Source organism: Methanobrevibacter boviskoreani JH1, from assembly GCF_000320505.1.
GTDB classification, from domain to species: Archaea; Methanobacteriota; Methanobacteria; order Methanobacteriales; family Methanobacteriaceae; genus Methanarmilla; species Methanarmilla boviskoreani.
On the sequence record NZ_BAGX02000033.1, the window covers coordinates 1 to 18,402 of the forward strand.

General features: G+C 29.4%; 18 protein-coding genes. 10 read left to right on the forward strand and 8 right to left on the reverse strand.

The window, feature by feature from the left end; all coding sequences use genetic code 11:
* Nucleotides 1–70 precede the first annotated feature (70 nt).
* The 6 genes from ON24_RS08175 to hisA all read right to left on the reverse strand — a co-directional run bounded on the left by ON24_RS08175 (nt 71) and on the right by hisA (nt 6,218).
* Nucleotides 71–1,303 (reverse strand): preprotein translocase subunit SecD, encoded by a 1,233-nt coding sequence (locus ON24_RS08175; RefSeq protein ID WP_016358100.1) that lies wholly within the window; start codon nt 1,301–1,303, stop codon nt 71–73.
* Nucleotides 1,300–2,172: a protein translocase subunit SecF gene (locus ON24_RS08180; protein ID WP_016358101.1), complete on the reverse strand. Its 873-nt coding sequence runs from the start codon at nt 2,170–2,172 to the stop codon at nt 1,300–1,302. The genes ON24_RS08175 and ON24_RS08180 overlap by 4 nt, the downstream gene beginning before the upstream one ends.
* Nucleotides 2,173–2,945: 773 nt before the next feature.
* Nucleotides 2,946–3,437 carry a flavodoxin family protein gene (locus tag ON24_RS08185; RefSeq protein WP_016358102.1) on the reverse strand — a complete coding sequence of 164 codons (492 nt, stop codon included), beginning with the start codon at nt 3,435–3,437 and terminating at the stop codon, nt 2,946–2,948.
* 265 nt (nt 3,438–3,702) lie between these two features.
* Nucleotides 3,703–4,746 (reverse strand): N-acetyl-gamma-glutamyl-phosphate reductase, encoded by a 1,044-nt coding sequence (argC, locus tag ON24_RS08190; protein ID WP_016358103.1) that lies wholly within the window; start codon nt 4,744–4,746, stop codon nt 3,703–3,705.
* 61 nt (nt 4,747–4,807) lie between these two features.
* A complete protein-coding gene (locus tag ON24_RS08195) occupies nt 4,808–5,266 on the reverse strand; it encodes an adenylyltransferase/cytidyltransferase family protein (RefSeq protein ID WP_016358104.1) in 459 nt (152 codons plus the stop codon).
* Nucleotides 5,267–5,477: 211 nt separating this feature from the next.
* Nucleotides 5,478–6,218: a 1-(5-phosphoribosyl)-5-[(5-phosphoribosylamino)methylideneamino]imidazole-4-carboxamide isomerase gene (gene hisA, locus ON24_RS08200; RefSeq protein WP_016358105.1), complete on the reverse strand. Its 741-nt coding sequence runs from the start codon at nt 6,216–6,218 to the stop codon at nt 5,478–5,480.
* A gap of 531 nt (nt 6,219–6,749) precedes the next feature.
* On the opposite strand from hisA, the gene truA reads away from it, so the two are divergent.
* From truA to ON24_RS08225, 5 genes are all read left to right on the forward strand, one after another.
* Nucleotides 6,750–7,640: a tRNA pseudouridine(38-40) synthase TruA gene (gene truA / locus ON24_RS08205; protein ID WP_016358106.1), complete on the forward strand. Its 891-nt coding sequence runs from the start codon at nt 6,750–6,752 to the stop codon at nt 7,638–7,640.
* Nucleotides 7,641–7,665: 25 nt separating this feature from the next.
* On the forward strand, nt 7,666–8,214 hold the full coding sequence (locus tag ON24_RS08210) for a hypothetical protein (RefSeq protein WP_016358107.1): 549 nt from the start codon (nt 7,666–7,668) through the stop codon (nt 8,212–8,214).
* A gap of 217 nt (nt 8,215–8,431) precedes the next feature.
* The gene (gene wecB / locus ON24_RS08215) at nt 8,432–9,763 is read left to right on the forward strand and encodes a non-hydrolyzing UDP-N-acetylglucosamine 2-epimerase (protein ID WP_040682604.1); all 1,332 of its coding nucleotides are present in this window, start codon (nt 8,432–8,434) and stop codon (nt 9,761–9,763) included.
* A gap of 46 nt (nt 9,764–9,809) precedes the next feature.
* A complete protein-coding gene (locus tag ON24_RS08220) occupies nt 9,810–10,967 on the forward strand; it encodes an ATP-grasp domain-containing protein (protein WP_016358109.1) in 1,158 nt (385 codons plus the stop codon).
* A 300-nt stretch (nt 10,968–11,267) separates the two neighbouring features.
* Entirely contained in the window at nt 11,268–12,311 is a 1,044-nt protein-coding gene (locus tag ON24_RS08225; RefSeq protein ID WP_040682605.1) for a hydantoinase/oxoprolinase family protein, read from the forward strand.
* Here the strand turns inward: ON24_RS08225 and ON24_RS08230 are convergent, their stop codons facing one another.
* Nucleotides 12,312–12,527, reverse strand: coding sequence for a hypothetical protein (locus ON24_RS08230; protein WP_040682606.1), 216 nt, complete (start codon nt 12,525–12,527; stop codon nt 12,312–12,314).
* A gap of 253 nt (nt 12,528–12,780) precedes the next feature.
* Here ON24_RS08230 and ON24_RS08235 point away from each other — a divergent pair, with 253 nt between their 5' ends.
* From ON24_RS08235 to ON24_RS08245, 3 genes are read left to right on the forward strand one after another with little or no spacing between them, the layout of a single operon-like run.
* Nucleotides 12,781–13,110, forward strand: coding sequence for a helix-turn-helix domain-containing protein (locus tag ON24_RS08235; RefSeq protein WP_016358111.1), 330 nt, complete (start codon nt 12,781–12,783; stop codon nt 13,108–13,110).
* A 5-nt stretch (nt 13,111–13,115) separates the two neighbouring features.
* Nucleotides 13,116–13,832, forward strand: a complete 717-nt coding sequence (locus tag ON24_RS08240) for an ImmA/IrrE family metallo-endopeptidase (protein WP_016358112.1) — start codon at nt 13,116–13,118, stop codon at nt 13,830–13,832.
* Nucleotide 13,833: 1 nt separating this feature from the next.
* Nucleotides 13,834–14,409: a hypothetical protein gene (locus ON24_RS08245; protein WP_016358113.1), complete on the forward strand. Its 576-nt coding sequence runs from the start codon at nt 13,834–13,836 to the stop codon at nt 14,407–14,409.
* Nucleotides 14,410–14,539: 130 nt separating this feature from the next.
* Here the strand turns inward: ON24_RS08245 and ON24_RS08250 are convergent, their stop codons facing one another.
* Entirely contained in the window at nt 14,540–15,106 is a 567-nt protein-coding gene (locus tag ON24_RS08250; RefSeq protein WP_016358114.1) for a CDP-2,3-bis-(O-geranylgeranyl)-sn-glycerol synthase, read from the reverse strand.
* 242 nt (nt 15,107–15,348) lie between these two features.
* Between ON24_RS08250 and tes the strand changes: the two genes are divergently transcribed.
* Nucleotides 15,349–16,878 carry a tetraether lipid synthase Tes gene (tes, locus tag ON24_RS08255; RefSeq protein WP_040682607.1) on the forward strand — a complete coding sequence of 510 codons (1,530 nt, stop codon included), beginning with the start codon at nt 15,349–15,351 and terminating at the stop codon, nt 16,876–16,878.
* A 264-nt stretch (nt 16,879–17,142) separates the two neighbouring features.
* Entirely contained in the window at nt 17,143–18,132 is a 990-nt protein-coding gene (locus tag ON24_RS08260) for a beta-ribofuranosylaminobenzene 5'-phosphate synthase (protein ID WP_040682608.1), read from the forward strand.
* The last annotated feature ends 270 nt before the right edge of the window (nt 18,133–18,402 follow it).

The window sequence follows — 18,402 nt, forward strand, 5'->3', positions numbered from 1 at the left end:
AATTATTTTTTAAATCTTAATTAATAAAAATAGTTTGATTATAAAAAAGTAAAAAATAGAGATTATTTGTCTATTTGACAAATAATTCTACGAATTTTGCATATGCAGGTCTTGTAATAAATACACCTACAAGAACACCTAAGATTGTGGTAAATGCGAAACCAGATATTGTACCAATACCACTTGCACCTCTTACAAATCCAACATATGTTAATGGTAACATTGCTGCAATTAAAGTACCTGCAGATGCAAAGATAATGAAGAATGCTTTATCTACATTCATTTTAGTTCTAGTTCGTCTTCTACTTTTCTTAGTGTTTTCACCTTGATGAGCCAATACCTCATCGGTAATAATAATTTGATCGTCTACACCAGTACCTACAGATGCCATTAAACCGGCGATAGCTGCAAGATCTATATTCCAATGTATTACAGACGCTATTCCCAGTACAATAAGTACCTCTGACAAGGTTGTTATAAGTATAGGGAATACGAGTATCGGTCTTCTATATCTTATGAAGATAATTACAAAGATAGCAAGAATTGCAAGAATTGCTGCAACCATTGTTCCTTCAATAAATTGTTGACCTAATTCTGCTGAGACAGTATCTGAACCAATTACACTAACCTTTACTGGTAGGGAACCTGTTTTTAAAACAGTGTAAATATCATTTGCTTTTTGTTTAGCGTCTTGCTCGTCGTTACCTCCACCAGTAACTTCAAGTTCAGTTGTAGGTTCTCCATTGGCTAATTCGGCTGATAACTTAGGTGGGTTCTTATCGATTGGTTTTCCATCTAAGTACATAACTACTTCATGACCAGACTTTCCTTTAGCATTCTGGGCAAATTTCTTAGCTCCTTGGGTAGTAAGTTTAAATGGTACTTGCCAGGATTGACCTGTTACTTGGTACATATCAACACTACTAATATCGGAACCAGTAAGAACTGTTTTGTTATCAATTTTTGCCTCAAATACACCAGGATTTCCAATTAGCCGCTCCACCTCTTCAGGTGTGGCTCCTGCCATCTCTACTACAACTTGTTGATTACCACTTTGTCTAACTTTTACATCACTAATACCATACAAGTTTAAACGTTTATCCAATACTGTGGTAACAACATTCATTGTTTCTCTATCAACGGGATGTTCTAATTGGAGCTGTATGACAGATCCTCCTTTTAGATCAAGACCTTCTGAAATTCCAAATGTTGCAATACAAATTATACTTAGAATAATACATACAATTAATAAGATAACATGTTTGTCCTTTAGGAATTCGACAGGATCATTTCGTCTCCTCATGCTCCCACCTTCCTTTTATGGTTATGTTTCCTATTGTTTTTGAAATCGATGTATTTCCTTAAGATTCCAAGGTTCATAAACCATGTGTTAATTATATCTGCAACTAATCCGAGAATTAAAACCATAGAAATTTCACTTAAAGTTTTTGCTTGTGGCATAAATATGTCTGTTACTACATACAATACAACCATTGCAGCAATAGCTGCTATAGACATGGTTAAACCAGTCTTCATAGCTTCAGTTGCTCTTTCAACTACAGTTCCATTTTTACGTTTTAATAGACGGGTTGTTAACATAATATCGGTATCTACACTATAACCTATTAACATTAACAAAGCACCTACAGATGCGATGGATAAAGGAACATTGAGTAAAGCCATTCCTCCAGCAGCATAAATTATATCGAAGAGTGCAGATAAAATAACTGCAAATGCCGGAACGATTTCTCTAAATACGAAAAATACAGTGATTGCCATAAAAATAAATGCAAAGAGTAATGCCCAATAGACTTGGTTCATAGCTTCCTGACTTAATACAGGTCCTACTGTATTATAACTTGTTACAGTTCCCATTCCATTTAGTGCCTGTTTAAATTGTCCTACATCTACTTTATCGGATAATTCAATAGTGGCTTTATTATTTGAATTACTTATAATTTTAACCTCATTAACATGAAGTGCACTTTGTAATTGACTTGTGATTTGATCATTACTCATTTGATGATTTAGAGTAACTTCGGCCATTGTACCTCCTTTAAGATCAACACCTTCATCAATACCAATTGTTGCTAAACAGGTTAAAGATAAAATAGCAATGACTATAGGAACGATTATTAATAATTTATAGTTTTCCATAAATTTTTCTAACATAATCCACCTATTATTCATTTTTAGATTAAAATTTTAAATAAATGTTAAACATTTAAAATTTAATTTTAATTTAAATCATTTGACTAAATTGGAAAAAATACTTGTTAAGTCACAAATATTTTTTAAATAGATTATTAACAATCATAAATCGATTATGATTTAATAATAAAATAATTATTTTATTGTAAAGATTTTGATTTTAGATTTAAAAATATTCGACATTTTTTTTTATCTAAAATTTTTCAAATAGAAATATAATTATATTTCTAATTTATTATTATTCATTTCGGTAATATATAATATTTTATAATATATTGTTTAAAATAGAATTTTAGTATTAAAAAATTAAAAAAATCAATCTGTTTTTAATATTTTTATAAAATATATTTATTTTAGTGTAATTTTAAAAAATATTATTCTAATTAAAGCCTTAAAAAATTCTTTCTGGTTTTATTGAATTTGAGTTAATTAACTATTTTTATTGAAGAACTAGTTTCAGCCTGTGAAGTTAGTTAATTATCTACTCATTAAAAAATTAGTTTTTTTTATTTGAAGTTATTAATTGTTATTTTTGTTAAATAGAATTAGTTTTAGTTTATTTATGGAGTTATTAATTGTTGTTATTATTATTATTAAAGAATTAGCCTTTGTTTGGGAGCTTAGTTATTTATCAAAGAATTAGTTTTTGTTTTATAATGTTAGATATTTATTATTTTTATTGAAGAATTAGTTTTGGTTTAAAATAAGTAAAAAGGTTAATAAAATATTGTTATCTATTGATAAATACTTAAATCTAATAGTTTAGCACAGACTTCACTATCCTTTCTAAGTTTATTATCACTTTTACCTTTAGTTTTAAGAGAAAATCTTTCTATTACTCTACCACCACGGGCTTTAACCTTTTCCTCCATTCTATCTAAACTTGCCTTTGCACCTGATGAGGTCATTGTTGCAAATAATACCACATCTTTACCTCTGAGGTCACATCTATCGATTATTGTAATAATAGCGGGACTAGGTTTACCTGACCATACAGGTGTTCCAAAGTAAATTACATCATAGTCACTAACATCAACACGTTTTGGAGAAATTTCGGTTTTATTTTCTCTTAAAGCATCAATGGAGGATGTTAACCTATTTTTAAAACCTGAACGATTTTTCTTATCTTCTATCTGTATTAAATCTCCATCTAACTTAACAGATAATGTTTCAGCAACAATCTTTGTTTTTTCACTGTCAGAGTAATATATAATTAAGGTTTTCATTTTAATCAATATTTTCTTTTATTCAATATAAAATTCAATATTATGTAAAAGTATATTTTTTCAATTAATATAGTTTGTTATTATTTAATAATATTAATCAATTTATAAAATATCTATTTAAAATTAATAGTTTAAATAAAATTTCTTAAACTTTTCATGTTTTTGTAAAATTAGCGATTTTTCAGATTGAATATTTTTATATTGTATCTTATTTTGAAATAATTTTTATAATAATTAGTTAAAAAGATTATGGGAGGTTTTAATTTTATGGATGTAATCCATAAAGGTTTAAACCTGCCTTTTCATCAAATCCACACATGATATTCATGTTTTGTATTGCTTGACCTGCAGCACCTTTTACAAGGTTATCTATTGCAGAAATGACTACAAGTTGACCAGTTTCATCAACTTCAAAACAGCCAATGTGGATATAGTTGGATCCACGTACTGAGCTTAATCTTGGAATCTCACCATTTTCAAGTATCTTTACAAATGGTTCGTCTTTATATTCTTTTTTATAGATTTCTGTGATTTTTCCTTGAAGATCTTCCCTTTCCTCTTTAGTTTCATATCCCACATCATCAGATAACAGTACATGGTTAGTTGTAAGTATTCCCCTTTCAACAGGTACGAGTATTGGTGTAAATGAAATCTTGACATCTGAGAATCTTTGAAGTTCCTGCTGGATTTCAGGAGTATGTCTGTGGGTAGTTACTTTATATGGATTAACATTATCTGCAATGTTTGGATAATGGGTTGTTTCGGAAGGTGAAATTCCTGCACCACTTACACCAGTTTTAGAGTCAAATATCATTCTATCTGCTAATTGGTGTTTGGATAATGGATAACCTGATAGGATGGCTCCTGTTGTAAAACAACCTGGATTTCCAATAAGTCTTGATTTTTTAATCTCCTCCCTGTGAATTTCTGGAAGACCATAGACACTTGGTATTGGCTCTGTGTGTTTTAAATGATACCATTTTTCATAAACCGAATAATCATCAAACCTATAATCTCCACTTAAATCAATGATTTTTGCATCGGTCTTTTCATATAAATCAGGAATGATTTTCATTGATGCTCCATGAGGTGTTGCTGTAAATATTATATCCTCATCAAATTCCCCAAGTTCTTTGTTTTCAAATACCAATCCAGTATCTTGTAAATGGTGATGGATTGTCTCAATTGGTTTTGATTCATTACTTCTTGATGTCACTGTACTTACTTCAACTTCCGGATGATTTAACAATAATCTTAATAATTCACCACCAGTATAACCACTGGCTCCAATAATAGCTACATTAACCATAATTCAATACCTTCTATTTTTGTTATTTATTTTAAATACTTTAATTTTCAATTAATTAGGATTAATCACAGTTTTCTAATCTTTTGTCTTTAAAATCAGATTCTTTTATTTTTTTAATGATTTTACAACTACTGTCCAAGTCGTCTCTGTGATAATCATTAACCTTCATAACTTTTGAATTAATTCCACGTTTTCTTAAGGATTCTTCCAATCTTTCAATATCAAAATCCTGATCTGGTCCTATGGATATGATGTCCGGTTTTAATTCTTTAACGATTCTGAATTTGTCCCCTTCATATCCAAGATATGCCTCATCTACAGGCTTTAACATCTTGATCATCTCAAGACGTTGGTTTTCATTTATAACGGGAATTCTTTTTCTTGCTTTAACAGTGGAATCACGTGCCACAACAACTACTAACTTAGCATCAGGTCCTCCTAATTCCTTAGATTTTTGAAGATAAATTCCATGTCCAGGATGTAACAAATCGAAAGTTCCTGTTGCCATAACTGTAGTCATATTACTAACCTCTAAATTTTTTTAATATATTTTTAGTTTTTATATAATATTAATATAGTTCTTTTTAGATTTTTAATTTAGTTAATATTATAATAGTTTAGTTTTTTTCTAGAATTCTTAAATAGTTCATATAATTTCATATTTGATTTAGTTTATATGTTATTAAAACATTATTTCAAGATTCCTAATTCAGCTTTTCTGGATTCTTCGATTAATCTATATCCTGATATTTTAAAGCATCTTTTAGATTTAATTTATTCTTATATAATGCAGATCCAATTACTACTCCTTTAACGCCTGTATTTTGAAGTATCTTTAAATCGTCCTCGCTACTTACTCCACCGGAATATACAACTGGTATTAGAGAAGACTTGACAAGGTCTATAATCGGTTCTGTATTTAATCCATTTAAAAGTCCCTCAACATCAACATTTGTATAGAGTATACTTCCTGCACCATTGTCTGCAAATTCCTTTGATAATTCCACAGGGCTTTTATCTATCTTTTCCTGCCATCCTTTAATTACTACCTTTGAATCTTTACTGTCAAGTGAAATCATGATGTGTTCCGGACCATATTCATCAGATAATTCCCTTATTGTCTCGGGATGTATTATGCCCATAGTTCCAATTATTACCCTTTCAACTCCGAGATCTAATAGTTGGCCGGCATATTCTACAGATCTTATTCCTCCCCCTATTTGAACTGGAACATTTACTGTATCAATGATTTTTTTAATTAACTTAACATTGCTTTTACCGTCTATGGTTCCATCAAGGTCTATTACATGGACTACCTCAGCACCTTCATTTTCCCATTTTAAAGCAACCTCTTCAGGATTATCAATAATTACTTGTTCACTTCCAGGTTTTCCCTGAACAAGCTGAACACATTTTCCATTTTTTATATCTACCGCAGGCATAATCTCCATTTTATTGTCTTCAAATACCATTTAAAACACCAAAGATTTATTATAAATAAGTTTTTATTTTATCCTATATAAAAAATTTTAATTTATCAATGTTTCAAATCTTAATTTGAATAGAAATGGCGGAGTATCCGATTTAAAAAAAGTATTTGGGTTTTTATATTTTTAGTTTAAAAAAAGTTGGTAGAATATTAATTTAATATTCTACTTATGTTTATTCTAATTTAAATTATCTGATTTTGATTTAATAGGATTTTTAGTGTTTTACGATTTTTTTAAGAATCTTAAGTTTCAATGCTCTTTTTGCATGTTTCTTAATTCTATGTTCGTCTCTTAAACTAGACATTTTTTCTACCTCCTATTTTGCTAAAAAGTATATTTTGTTTTATTAGATTTGCATATACTAATAATTTTCCTTTTAGAATCCTTGTTTGAACATTTAACTGTTTTTGAATAAATGGATATTATATTCTGTCATTTTTTTAAACCCTTCATATTGGCTTAGAAAATTATTTTAATTATCTAATTAAATATTGTATTAATTATTGTGATATTATGAGAAGAACAGCATTTAAAGTGGCATATATTGGCTCTAATTTCAGTGGTTTTCAAAGACAACCTGATGTTAGAACAGTTGAAGGAGATATTATTAATACTTTAATGGAACTTGAATACATTGAAGATCTAAAAGATGCACGTTTTAGAATTGCAGGAAGAACCGATGCAGGTGTTAACAGTCTTGGAAATGTGGTAAGTTTTCAAAGTGAAAAGGAGCTACATATAAATAAGATTAACAGATATCTGCCTGAGGATGTTCAATTCTTAGCCCAGGCTCCAGTTAGATTCGGATTTAAACCTAGATATGCTAAACAAAGATGGTACAGATATGTTCTCTTTAGAGATGATCTGGACATTGATAGATTAAATGAAATGGCTTCTTTATTTGAAGGTTCTCACAATTTTACAAATTTTACAAAAAGATATCAGAAAACTACAACAAGAACCATTGATAGGATTTCTGTAACGGTTCCGGACATAGGAGAGGATGAAAGATTAAAACGTAGTTTTAAAACCAATAACTTCACTAAACAGCAGAACTTTCCACATCTTAACAATAATTACTCACCTATCTTCATTGATGTTTATGGTGAAAGTTTCCTGTGGAATATGATACGTAAGATGATGAGGGTGTTTGTCGAGTATTCATGTGGCAACATGTCATATGGGCAGGTTGAGGATTATTTGAATCCTAAAGAGGATGAACCAAGAGCTCATATTAAAGTTTTGGAAGCTGAAAATCTTATCTTAATGGATACAATCTATGATAAAATCAATTTTCAATATGATGATTATGCCGTGGAAAAGTTTAAACGTTATCTTGCATCTAAACTTATTGATTATCAAAGGTCTTATGGTATTGTTGAATGTATTTTAAACAGTTTTTAGATTATATTTTCAAGGAAGTATTACAATGGAAGACTTATCTGGTTTATCTAATATAGAATATTATAAATATTTCAATAATCTTTCAGAGGAGGAGATTTTTGACTATATCTATGATTTAAGTGATATTGATTTTTATAACCATATTATAAGATATATTGACTATTTTAAACTTACTAAAGATTTTATTGTATCAAATTCTTACAACAATGTTTATGTTCCTAACCCCGATTATTCTGATTATTATGACCTTGACTTAGGTTCCATCTACACCAATTTCAGACAGTTTCTGGAATATCACGGTTTTGAATCTCTAAACTATCTTGATAGGATTTATGAGATTCAATCTTTTATTATGAGAGGTTCAAGGTCTACAATTGAAGACAATCTTAGATTTATTAGCAGTGCAAGCATATCCGATATTGAGGTTTTCTTTACTTTTATAGAAGGTAGAAACAATCATTTTGGTGAGATTATTTTAAGCCGTTATGACTGTGATGTTTATATTGCAGGACTTAGTAGAATTAAAGAAATAATTAATGATGAAGATAGTTTTGACGATAGATTTAAACATTAATCTAAAAAAATCTGATGATATTGTTTACCTAATTAATGACAAGATGATTTTGATAGTAGTTTAGATATCAGTTTAAAAGATTTAGGTAATATTATTTATTTAGTTAATTTATTGTGAAGATGATTTTTAAACTATAAAATTTTATTAATTTAAAAAATATATATAATACTAATTTATAGAATATGAAAAATTTTTAATTATAAGAAAGGTGTTTATTTTGAAGATAGGTGTTGTATTAGGTACTAGACCTGAAATTATTAAAATGGCTCCAGTTATTGATGAAATTCAAAAAAGAGGTCATGAATTACTTTTAATCCATACAGGCCAACATTATGATAAGGAAATGAGTGAGAACTTTTTCATTGATTTAGAACTTCCTAAACCTAACTATAATATCCATGTAGGTTCCGGTTCTCATGGAAAACAAACTGGCCTTATGATGGAAGGTATTGAAAAGGTTTTGATTGATGAAAAACCTGACATTGTTCTTGTTCAGGGAGATACAAATGCTGTACTTGCAGGTGCATTGGTTGCTCAGAAACTACATATTCCAGTCGGACATGTGGAGGCAGGACTTAGATCTTATGATGTCTCAATGCCTGAGGAGATCAATAGAAAGGCAGCCGATGATTGTTCTTATTTCTATTTTGTACCGACCGAACAGTCTGCCATTAACTTAGTGCTTGAAGGTTACTCTCCTAAGGATATTTATATCACAGGTAATAGTGTGGTAGATACTTGTTATAGGAACTTAAAGATTGCAGAAAAGACAAGTACAATCTTGGACGATTTGGACTTAAATGATAAGGACAATATAATTACACTCACTATGCACAGGGCAGAGAATGTGGATGATAAAGAGAGGGTTACCAGTATTATCCAGGCTTTATTGGAACTTAAAGACTTTAATATTGTTTTTCCAATCCATCCAAGAACTAAGAAAACCTTGGAAAAATTCGGATTATATGAGAAACTGGAGGAAGCAGAACATATCAAAGTTACAAAACCGATTGGCTATCTCGACTTTTTAGTTTTAATCTCCAAGTCAATTATAATCCTAACTGATTCTGGAGGTCTCCAGGAAGAGGCTATCACATTAAATGTTCCTGCATTGACCTTAAGATATAACACTGAAAGACCTGAAACAGTCACTGCCGGTGGAAATATTCTTGTAGGTGCGGATAAGGAAACCATACTTGTAACTGCAGATAAAATCTTAAACAATAAGGAATTCTATAATAAGATGAAAAATGCCAAGAATCCATATGGTGACGGCTCTGCAGCAAGTCAAATGTTGGATGTTATTGAGAAGGCCTATGACAATGACGATTTAAAGATCGAATCACCTCATAGGATAATGACCACCTTTGATGTTGAAATGAGACATGTTGATGAGAACATCACTGTCGAGGAATTCGAGGATATCCATAACACTCTTGTAAGGGTCGTATATAAGAATGATTCAATGGTTTTCCCTAGTCCCGATTTAAATATTAAAGATTCAATTATCTTGTTTAATCAATATGGCTTAGATGAAATGTTATATTAATAATATTTTTAATTTTAACTTTTTTTAAAATATTTATGATGATATTATGTCTTATGATTTAAGTTCTGTAAATGAAAACTCTATATTGGTATTTGAATATTATACCTCTACAGGTTTAGATGATTTATGTATTAGTTCCGAAGCGGCGGCACTTGTAAGTGGATTGGTTGACGATTTAAAAGATGAGGATGTATACTTTCTTTTAAGTAAAAAGTATTCCTATCTTGCAGATGGTAAGGATGCAAATATAATTGTCCTTGATGAGGATAAATCCGATAACGCTTTAGAGGATTTTCTAATAGAAAATGTCCGTAAATTTAAGAAATCCATATTTATAGCATCTGAGGAAGAGAACAATCTTTATGATTTAACAAAATTCCTAGAGGATAATGATGTAAAGCTTTATGTGTCCAATGCAGAGTCAACAGGTATATGCTCAGATAAATTCAAAATGTATCAAGCATTAAAATCCGATGCAATTCAGCCATTTACCTATAAAATCACTTTGGATTCTGATATATTCTGGAAAAAACCAATATTGTTCAATCTTAAATCTTATAATATGGATAAGGAAAATTATGAATACGGTCTGGATGATGAGTTGATAGACAATCTGGAAATTAAAAATAAATTCATTGCAAAACCTATAAATGGTGTGGACTGTGAGGATATCAAGATCATCGAGTCAAGGGAAGATATTGATGATTTGGAAAACGTCTTTGCGGAAGGCAGTGATGTTCTAATCCAGGAATATATTGAAGGTGAGGTATTAAGTGTGAGCCTTATAAGTGACGGTGTTGATGCTATACCAGTAAGCCTAAATAAACAATTTGTAACCATATCAAAGGATAAACAACAATATCTTGGTGGCCAGGTTCTATATAATCATCCTGCTTTAAATCAGATATTTGACTCAGCCGTTGAAGCTGTTAAGGCTATTGAAGGACTTAAAGGTTTTATTGGTGTAGACTTAATTGCCAATAAAAAGGATAATGGTAAATTTGAAGTCTATATTATTGAGATAAATTCAAGATTTACAACACCTTATGTAGGCTTAAGACAAGCTTTGGATATGAATATTGGTCAAACCATTATAGATTTAATAGACGGTAAAATATCTATTGAAGATATTAAGGATATACCTGTTAAATATCCCGTTAAATTCTATAAAAAGGATGGACTATTGAAGCTTGAAAAGGCTTAAGAATTAACATATTAAAAACTTTTAAATGGATTTTATTATTTCATATAACGTTTTTAACCTTTAATTTTTTAATTTTTAAAAATATTCTTTTCCAATTAAAATATTTTTTTTAGAGAATATCTTCTATCTGATTTTTACCTTTTTAATTTTTTAATTAGAAACTATTTTTTAAAATGTAAGATTTAATTATAATAGAATCTTATATAATTATTATATTCTTAAAATTAGAATATTGTTTTCTAATAATTATTACAATTATTTTAAAATTTCAATTCAAATTATTTATAAGGAGTTTATTTAATGAAAATAGCAGGTTTTGATATTGGTGGTGCAAACACTGATTTAGCTATTGTTGATTTTGATAATAATGGAGAAATAAAAAATATAGAAACTGATTTCTCATTTTTACCAATGTGGAGTGAAAATGATACACTTGAAGATGTTTTAAAAGAATTAATTGAGAATATCTGCCCTCTTGATGAACTTGATGGTGTAGGTATCTCAATGACTGCGGAACTTGTGGACGCATATAACACCAAAAAAGATGGGATATTGGATGTTGCAGGTAAATGTGAAAACGTCTTTGATGTTCCTCTAGGATACATTACTCTTGATGGTGTAAAATCTCCTGAGGATTTAAGAAAAGATCCACTTAAAGCCGCAGCTGCAAACTGGATTGCAACAGCACCAATTGCAAGTAAAATCGCTGATGATTGTATATTTGTAGATACTGGAAGTACTACAACCGATATTATCCCAGTTAAAAATGGAAAGGAATGCGCTAAAGGTCGTTCAGATATGGAAAGGTTAGGTACTGGTGAACTTGTATACACTGGTACATTAAGAACTAATCTATGTGCATTTTTAGATAAGGTCCCTCTTGAAAAGGATGGTGAAACTATTGAATATAGGGTTGGTTCTGAGCTATTTGCCGAAACCGCTGATATTTATATGGTTTTAGGTTTAATCAATCAGGATGATTATGTCTGTAATACTAATGATGGAAAGGGAAAATCTATCATCGAATGTGAAAGACGTATTGCAAGAGTGTTATGTGCAGATTTAGACATGTTAAGTGAGGATGATATTAAACAATTATCTGAAAACATTCATCAAGCTCAAATTAAACAAGTTGCAGGGGCTATTGGTGAAGTATCAGAAAGGGAAGGACTAGATACTATCGTTGTAACCGGTCTTGGTAAAGATATTATAGATAGACCTGCTGCAGAATCATTAGGTCTGACTGTTAAATCTATGGATGAATTCTTAACAGATGAGGAATGTGTTGTAGCACCTGCTGTAGGAACTGCAATATTGACTGAAGAGTTTTTAAGAAACTCTTAATCACTTTTTATTTTTTTTATCCATTTTTTTTGAATTCTGATTTTTTTTTTTAAAATCTTGGTTATTTTTTTTAATAGGTTGTTTATTAGCTATTTTTCTACTAAATTTATTTTTGTCTCGATTTTCCCATAATTTACCTATTTTTTGAGTTTTTATTTTTTTATTATTTTTAGCTGTTTTTCTTAAATTAGGTATATTTGATCTTTTAATTTTCAATATTCAATAGTTTTATTTTAATTTTTTTATTTAAATTATTATAATATTATATTATTTAGTTTAACAAAAATTATATTCTTATTTTTGATGTATAGTTAAAAATATAAGTTATTTTTAGATTTAACATTTATTTTATGGGAATGAAAAATCAAGTATCAATTAAATTTTATACTTTGACCTAAATAAATGGAAAAAAATATATATTTTATAGGTCAAATATTAAATTAATTATTTGGGAGGCAAGGTGTTTAAAATGGGTGAAAAACTTGGTGAAAGACTTGAAAAATTAAGGAAACTTAATAATTTAACTCAGGAACAAATAAGTAATTATCTTGATTTGGATCAAAGTAATTACTCAAAGATTGAAAAGGGCAAAAGAAATTTAAATGTAAGTTCCTTGGATAAGGTATGTTTGTTATATGATTGTTCTCCAGAGTATCTTTTAGGTGAATCTGATGTGTATAATCCTCAGAAAATAGCATTTCGACTTGATAAAAAGGATTATGATTTAAATGTTGTAAGTAAAATTAATGAGACAATGAAGTACTTAAACTTATTAGAGGAATTAAATGATGGGGAATAAGATTTATGGAAAAAGAAGAGAAACTAGCTATTAGGCTAAGAGATAGATGGGATATAAACACACATAGTCCAATTGATATTTTTCCATTGGTTTTAGATAAGATTAAGGATCTAACTTTGTTATGGTATGATATGAATCAATCTATTAGTGGCTGTTGTTGTAAGAATGATAAAAATCAAATAATCATGATTAATTCTAATCATACTAAGGGAAGACAGAATTTCACTTTGGCTCATGAGTTATATCATTTGTTATTTGATGGGGATAATAATTGGTCTGTTTGCGGTACTAATTTTAATAATGAAAATGAGATACTGGCTAATAACTTTGCCTCTTATTTTTTATTACCATCATGCGGATTAGAAAAGTTTATTGAAAATAATAATATTAACAAGTGGAATCTTGAAGATATTATAAAATGTGAGCAATTTTTCCAGATTAGTCATCATTCAATGTTATTTAGGCTTAAAAATGAGGATTATATATCTCAAAGAGAGTTTGATAAATTTAAGAGTTCTATAAAAATTAATGCTATGAATTTAGGCTATGATTTAACATTATATAATGAATCACCAAATGATAAGAAATTTTACATGTTAGGTAAATTGATTCCTTTGGTGAATAAAAGTTATGAAAGGGGTTTAATTTCAAAAGGTCTAATGGAGGAAATCTTAATAAAGAATTATAGATCAGATATTGTATATAATTTAAAGGAGGATTAAATTGATTAAAAAACAAACTTTTTATGATTCTGATTGTTTATCCTCTTTTTTAATAATTAACGAGGGAAACCTTTTGAAAGAACTCTTTCATGAAATTAATATACCTTCACAAGTTTATGAGGAATTAACATGTGAAGGAACCCCAGAAAATGTAAAAAATAACTTACAAGAATTGATTAAGGATAATTTTGTAAAAATAGTTGATTTAAATGCCGGAACAGCAGAATATTTAAATTATAGAAATATTATTAATGGAAACCTGTATAAAGGTTGTAGAATAGGTAAAGGTGAAGCTGCAGCAATCACTTTGGCCTATGAAAATAAAGGTATTTTGGCATCAAATAATTTTAAAGATATTAAATTTTATGTTGATTATTTTGAATTACCTTTATTAACCACGGCTTACTTGTTGGGGATATTGTTTGATAAAAATATAATAAATAAAGATGAAGCTAATTCAATGTGGAATAAAATGATAAAATACAGAAGAGCATTACCGGAATCATCTTTTGAAATATATTATAATAATCTTTATAAAAAAGATTATGATGATTTCGGAAAAAGAATTGAATTTTAATAAAAAGGCGATTTTTTTTATCAATGATTTTTTTGTTATTTGATTTTAAGAGTATCTATTCAAACTTTTAAGATTTGTAGAAAATATTTTAAAAAATAAAAAAATAAAAATAGGGTTTCAAGTGAAGAATTTAATACCACACATCTTTTGCACCAATTAAATATGCTATCATATTGGTGAATAGGTGTAGGAATAAAGTTAAAATACATATTGTAATTATAACCTGCCAATCAAGTCTTATTGCAAATGCAGATATAATTAATGCTCCAAATACGAAATCTAGCTGATCAAGTATTGGTGCAGGTTCGCCTTGTTGTATGTTGATTCTTCTTTTAATGAAACTTCCACTGGCATCACCAAGCAAAGCCCCTAGGCCAAGTAAGAATCCAATAAGTAAACCTTGATATAGTCCGTTATATGTAATCAAAGGGATAATTCCATAGGATAATTGGATAAGTGTTGGCGTGTAAATTCCCTGAAGACCACCTACAATAGTTCCGATAATAGTACCTGCTATTAGTCCTCTCCAGGTACATCCTTTACCAATTATGTCATGTCCGTCTTTGGTTTTATGACCAAAATCTAATGGTGTACCTCCCCCAAATATAAGGCCACTAATATTGGATAGGTATGCAGGTAACATAAAATAAATTGAAACTACACATAAGATACCAATATAAAAAAAATCAATGTTCATTTTTTCCCCAAGTAAATTCTATAAACATTATTAGATTTAATTATCCTTTTAAAAATAGTTTTCTAATATTTTTCTAAAAATTTAAATATTCATTGTTATAAATATATTTAAATATTATAATAATTAATAATTTAATTAGTTTAAATTTTATTTTGTTTTTATATTACTTTTTCATTTTAATAAATTTTTAATTTAAACTTTATTATTATAGGTAATGTTATTTTAAAAATATAGGTGATTATTTGATTAAAAAAACCAAAAGTCTATGTCCGGAATGTTTTAAACCTGTAGACGCTGAAGTCTATGAGGAAAACGGAAAAATAATGATTAAAAAAACATGTCCTGAACACGGGGAGTTTACTAACACTTATTGGAGTGATGCAAAACTTTATGAAAAGGCAGATAGTTTCCCAACTACTGCTACAAAAATTGATAATCCTCAGATTAAACGTAATTCTGGTTGTCCTAACAATTGTGGTTTATGTGAGCAACATCAAACCTCAACAGTTTTAGGTTTAATTGACGTTACAAACAGATGTAATCTTAAATGTCCAGTATGTTTTGCTAATGCGGCAGTAAGTAAACGATTATTTGAACCTACCCGGGCTGAAATCAGGATGATGCTTCAAAACCTAAGGAATCTTAAACCAGTTCCTACTCCTGCTATCCAATATGCTGGTGGAGAGCCTACTGTAAGAAACGATTTACCTGAACTTATTAAGATGGCTAAGGATGAGGGATTTGTTCATGTTCAAATTGCTACCAATGGTTTAAGACTTGGAAGGAAGAAAGGCTATGCTGAGGAGCTTAAAGAAGCAGGCCTTAACACAGTTTACATGCAATTCGATGGTGTAACTGAAGAGCCTTATATTAACAACCGTGGTAAAAACCTACTTCCACAGAAACTTAAAGCTATTGAAAGATGTAGGGAAGCGGAACTAGGTATGGTACTTGTACCTACACTAGTCAAAGGTGTAAATGATCAGCAAGTTGGAGACATCATTAAATTTGCATTTGACAATAGGGATATTATCTATGGTGTTAACTTCCAACCTGTATCCTTCTCTGGAAGAATTGATACCAATCTTGTAGAACAACAAAGAATCACCATTCCAGATTTCCAAAAAGAAGTCGAAACACAATTGGATGGTCAAGTTACCACCAGTGCTTTCTATCCACCTTCCTCAGTTGAACCTGTCACAAGATTCATCTATGCTTTAGATGACAGTGTAGATCCAATCATGTTAAACTGTCACCAACACTGTGGTACAGCAACCTATGTATTTTTAGATACTGATGAGGATGGAAACTCTAAATACATTCCTATCACTGATTTCATTGATGTTGATAAATTCCTAGGTTTCTTGGATGAAAGTGCTAACAAGATTAACGAAGGTAAATTTGCAGCTAAAACAAGAATTGCAGCAAGTGCTATTAAAAACTTGTCCAGCTTTATAGATACTGATAAAGCACCAAACGGTTTGGATATTAAACATATCCTTTATGAGGTATTTAAGAACAAGTCCTATGATGCTTTAGGCGAATTCTCTAAGAATGCCATGTTGATTTCCTGTATGCACTTTATGGATCCATACAACTTTGATGAGGACAGGGTTCAAAAATGTATTATTCATTATGCAGTTCCTGATGGTAGAATCATACCATTCTGTACAATGAACTCAAGATACAGATCCGGTATTGAGGAAGAATTCTCAGTTCCTTATACTAAAGAAGCTGTAAAAGAAGTTTTAGATATAGAAAATAAAAGCTAAATAAGTTTGATACTTATTTGCTATTTTTAATCTATTTTTTATTAATTTTTTAAAATATTAAATTTACTAATTTTTAATTGATTTATTATATTTTACTATTTCTTTTTTAAGGAAAAATTTAAGGTATTTAATTTAGAAATATATATGAAGTTAAAAAAATTTTTATAAAATCCTGATTTTATAATGGTATTTTTTTTGGTTTGGAAAAATTTAAAATGGTAAATCTTGATTTTATAAAAGTATTAATTGGTTGAGGAAAATTAAATGATAATAAAAACACCATCCCGTCTTCATATGGCTCTTATTAATATGGATGGATCAAATGGTAGAATGGACGGAGGAATTGGTCTTACATTAAGTAAACCAAATCTAGTTTTAAAAGGAGATTTTTCACAAAGTAATAATATCACTGTCGAATTTAAAGAGGAACTTAATGATGATGCTATATCTGAGTATAGTTCTAAAATTAAAGAAACAGCAAAAATAGTTTGTGATTATTATAACATTGAGGAAGGTTTTGATTTTGAAGTTCTTGAACATATTCCAAATCATAGTGGTTTAGGTTCTGGAACACAGATAGCTCTAGCTACTGCTAAAATTATCACGGAATTAAAAGGTATTGAGGTATCTGCAGTTGAATTATCTGCAATTGTTGGTAGAGGAGGTACCTCTGGGATAGGTACTTTTGCATTTGATAATGGGGGATTTATTGTAGATGGGGGCCATAGTCGTAGTGAAAAACCTGACTTTTTACCATCCTCTGTATCTCCTGCAAAACCACCAAAGCTTATTGGTAGATATGATTTTCCAGAAGATTGGAAAATAATGCTTGCATTTGCCAAATCAGGTAACAATATTAATGGTAATAGGGAGGTAAACATCTTTCAAGATACATGTCCTGTTCCATCCCATGATGTTGAGGAAATGGCGCATATTATCTTCATGAATCTTGTACCTTTTTTACTTGAAGGTGACATTGAAGAGTTTGGAAAAGCTGTAAATGATATCCAGTATAAAGGGTTTAATAAGGTAATGATAGACCTACAAGATGAGAAAACTCAGAATCTTATGAGATTTATTAAGGAAAATGGTGCTTATGGTGTGGGTATAAGTTCTTTTGGACCTTGTATTTACGCATTCTTTGATGATAAAAACAGTGATATTGTAGATAAAACTAAAAATTATTTGGATGAAGATGATATTGTATTAATTAGTTCTGCTTCTAATAATGGTTTTGAGATTATTGAGAAATAGTATTATTATTTTTTAGGTAAATAATGATGAATCTATGATCCAATTATTTGGTAGGATTATTTTTTAAGTAATGCAGGTAGAGCCATATTCTAATTATCTGGTGGAATTATTTTTTGGGTAATAATGGTAGATTCATTTTTTTATTATTTGGTAGGGATTATTTTTTTAGGTGTTAATGGTAGAGCCATATTCTAGTTATTAAATTTTTTTTAATTAACTTAGTCAATCTTTTTTAAATTTAGATTTAATGGTTATTTTTAAATATTTTTA

Bases quoted from the DNA above. Each gene is read 5' to 3' on its own strand.
- ON24_RS08175 (WP_016358100.1), bottom strand. From the start codon at position 1,303: ATGAGGAGACGAAATGATCCTGTCGAATTCCTAAAGGACAAACATGTT.
- ON24_RS08180 (WP_016358101.1), bottom strand. From the start codon at position 2,172: ATGTTAGAAAAATTTATGGAAAACTATAAATTATTAATAATCGTTCCT.
- ON24_RS08185 (WP_016358102.1), bottom strand. From the start codon at position 3,437: ATGAAAACCTTAATTATATATTACTCTGACAGTGAAAAAACAAAGATT.
- argC (WP_016358103.1), bottom strand. From the start codon at position 4,746: ATGGTTAATGTAGCTATTATTGGAGCCAGTGGTTATACTGGTGGTGAA.
- ON24_RS08195 (WP_016358104.1), bottom strand. From the start codon at position 5,266: ATGACTACAGTTATGGCAACAGGAACTTTCGATTTGTTACATCCTGGA.
- hisA (WP_016358105.1), bottom strand. From the start codon at position 6,218: ATGGTATTTGAAGACAATAAAATGGAGATTATGCCTGCGGTAGATATA.
- truA (WP_016358106.1), top strand. From the start codon at position 6,750: ATGAGAAGAACAGCATTTAAAGTGGCATATATTGGCTCTAATTTCAGT.
- ON24_RS08210 (WP_016358107.1), top strand. From the start codon at position 7,666: ATGGAAGACTTATCTGGTTTATCTAATATAGAATATTATAAATATTTC.
- ON24_RS08220 (WP_016358109.1), top strand. From the start codon at position 9,810: ATGTCTTATGATTTAAGTTCTGTAAATGAAAACTCTATATTGGTATTT.
- ON24_RS08225 (WP_040682605.1), top strand. From the start codon at position 11,268: ATGAAAATAGCAGGTTTTGATATTGGTGGTGCAAACACTGATTTAGCT.
- ON24_RS08235 (WP_016358111.1), top strand. From the start codon at position 12,781: ATGGGTGAAAAACTTGGTGAAAGACTTGAAAAATTAAGGAAACTTAAT.
- ON24_RS08240 (WP_016358112.1), top strand. From the start codon at position 13,116: ATGGAAAAAGAAGAGAAACTAGCTATTAGGCTAAGAGATAGATGGGAT.
- ON24_RS08250 (WP_016358114.1), bottom strand. From the start codon at position 15,106: ATGAACATTGATTTTTTTTATATTGGTATCTTATGTGTAGTTTCAATT.
- ON24_RS08260 (WP_040682608.1), top strand. From the start codon at position 17,143: ATGATAATAAAAACACCATCCCGTCTTCATATGGCTCTTATTAATATG.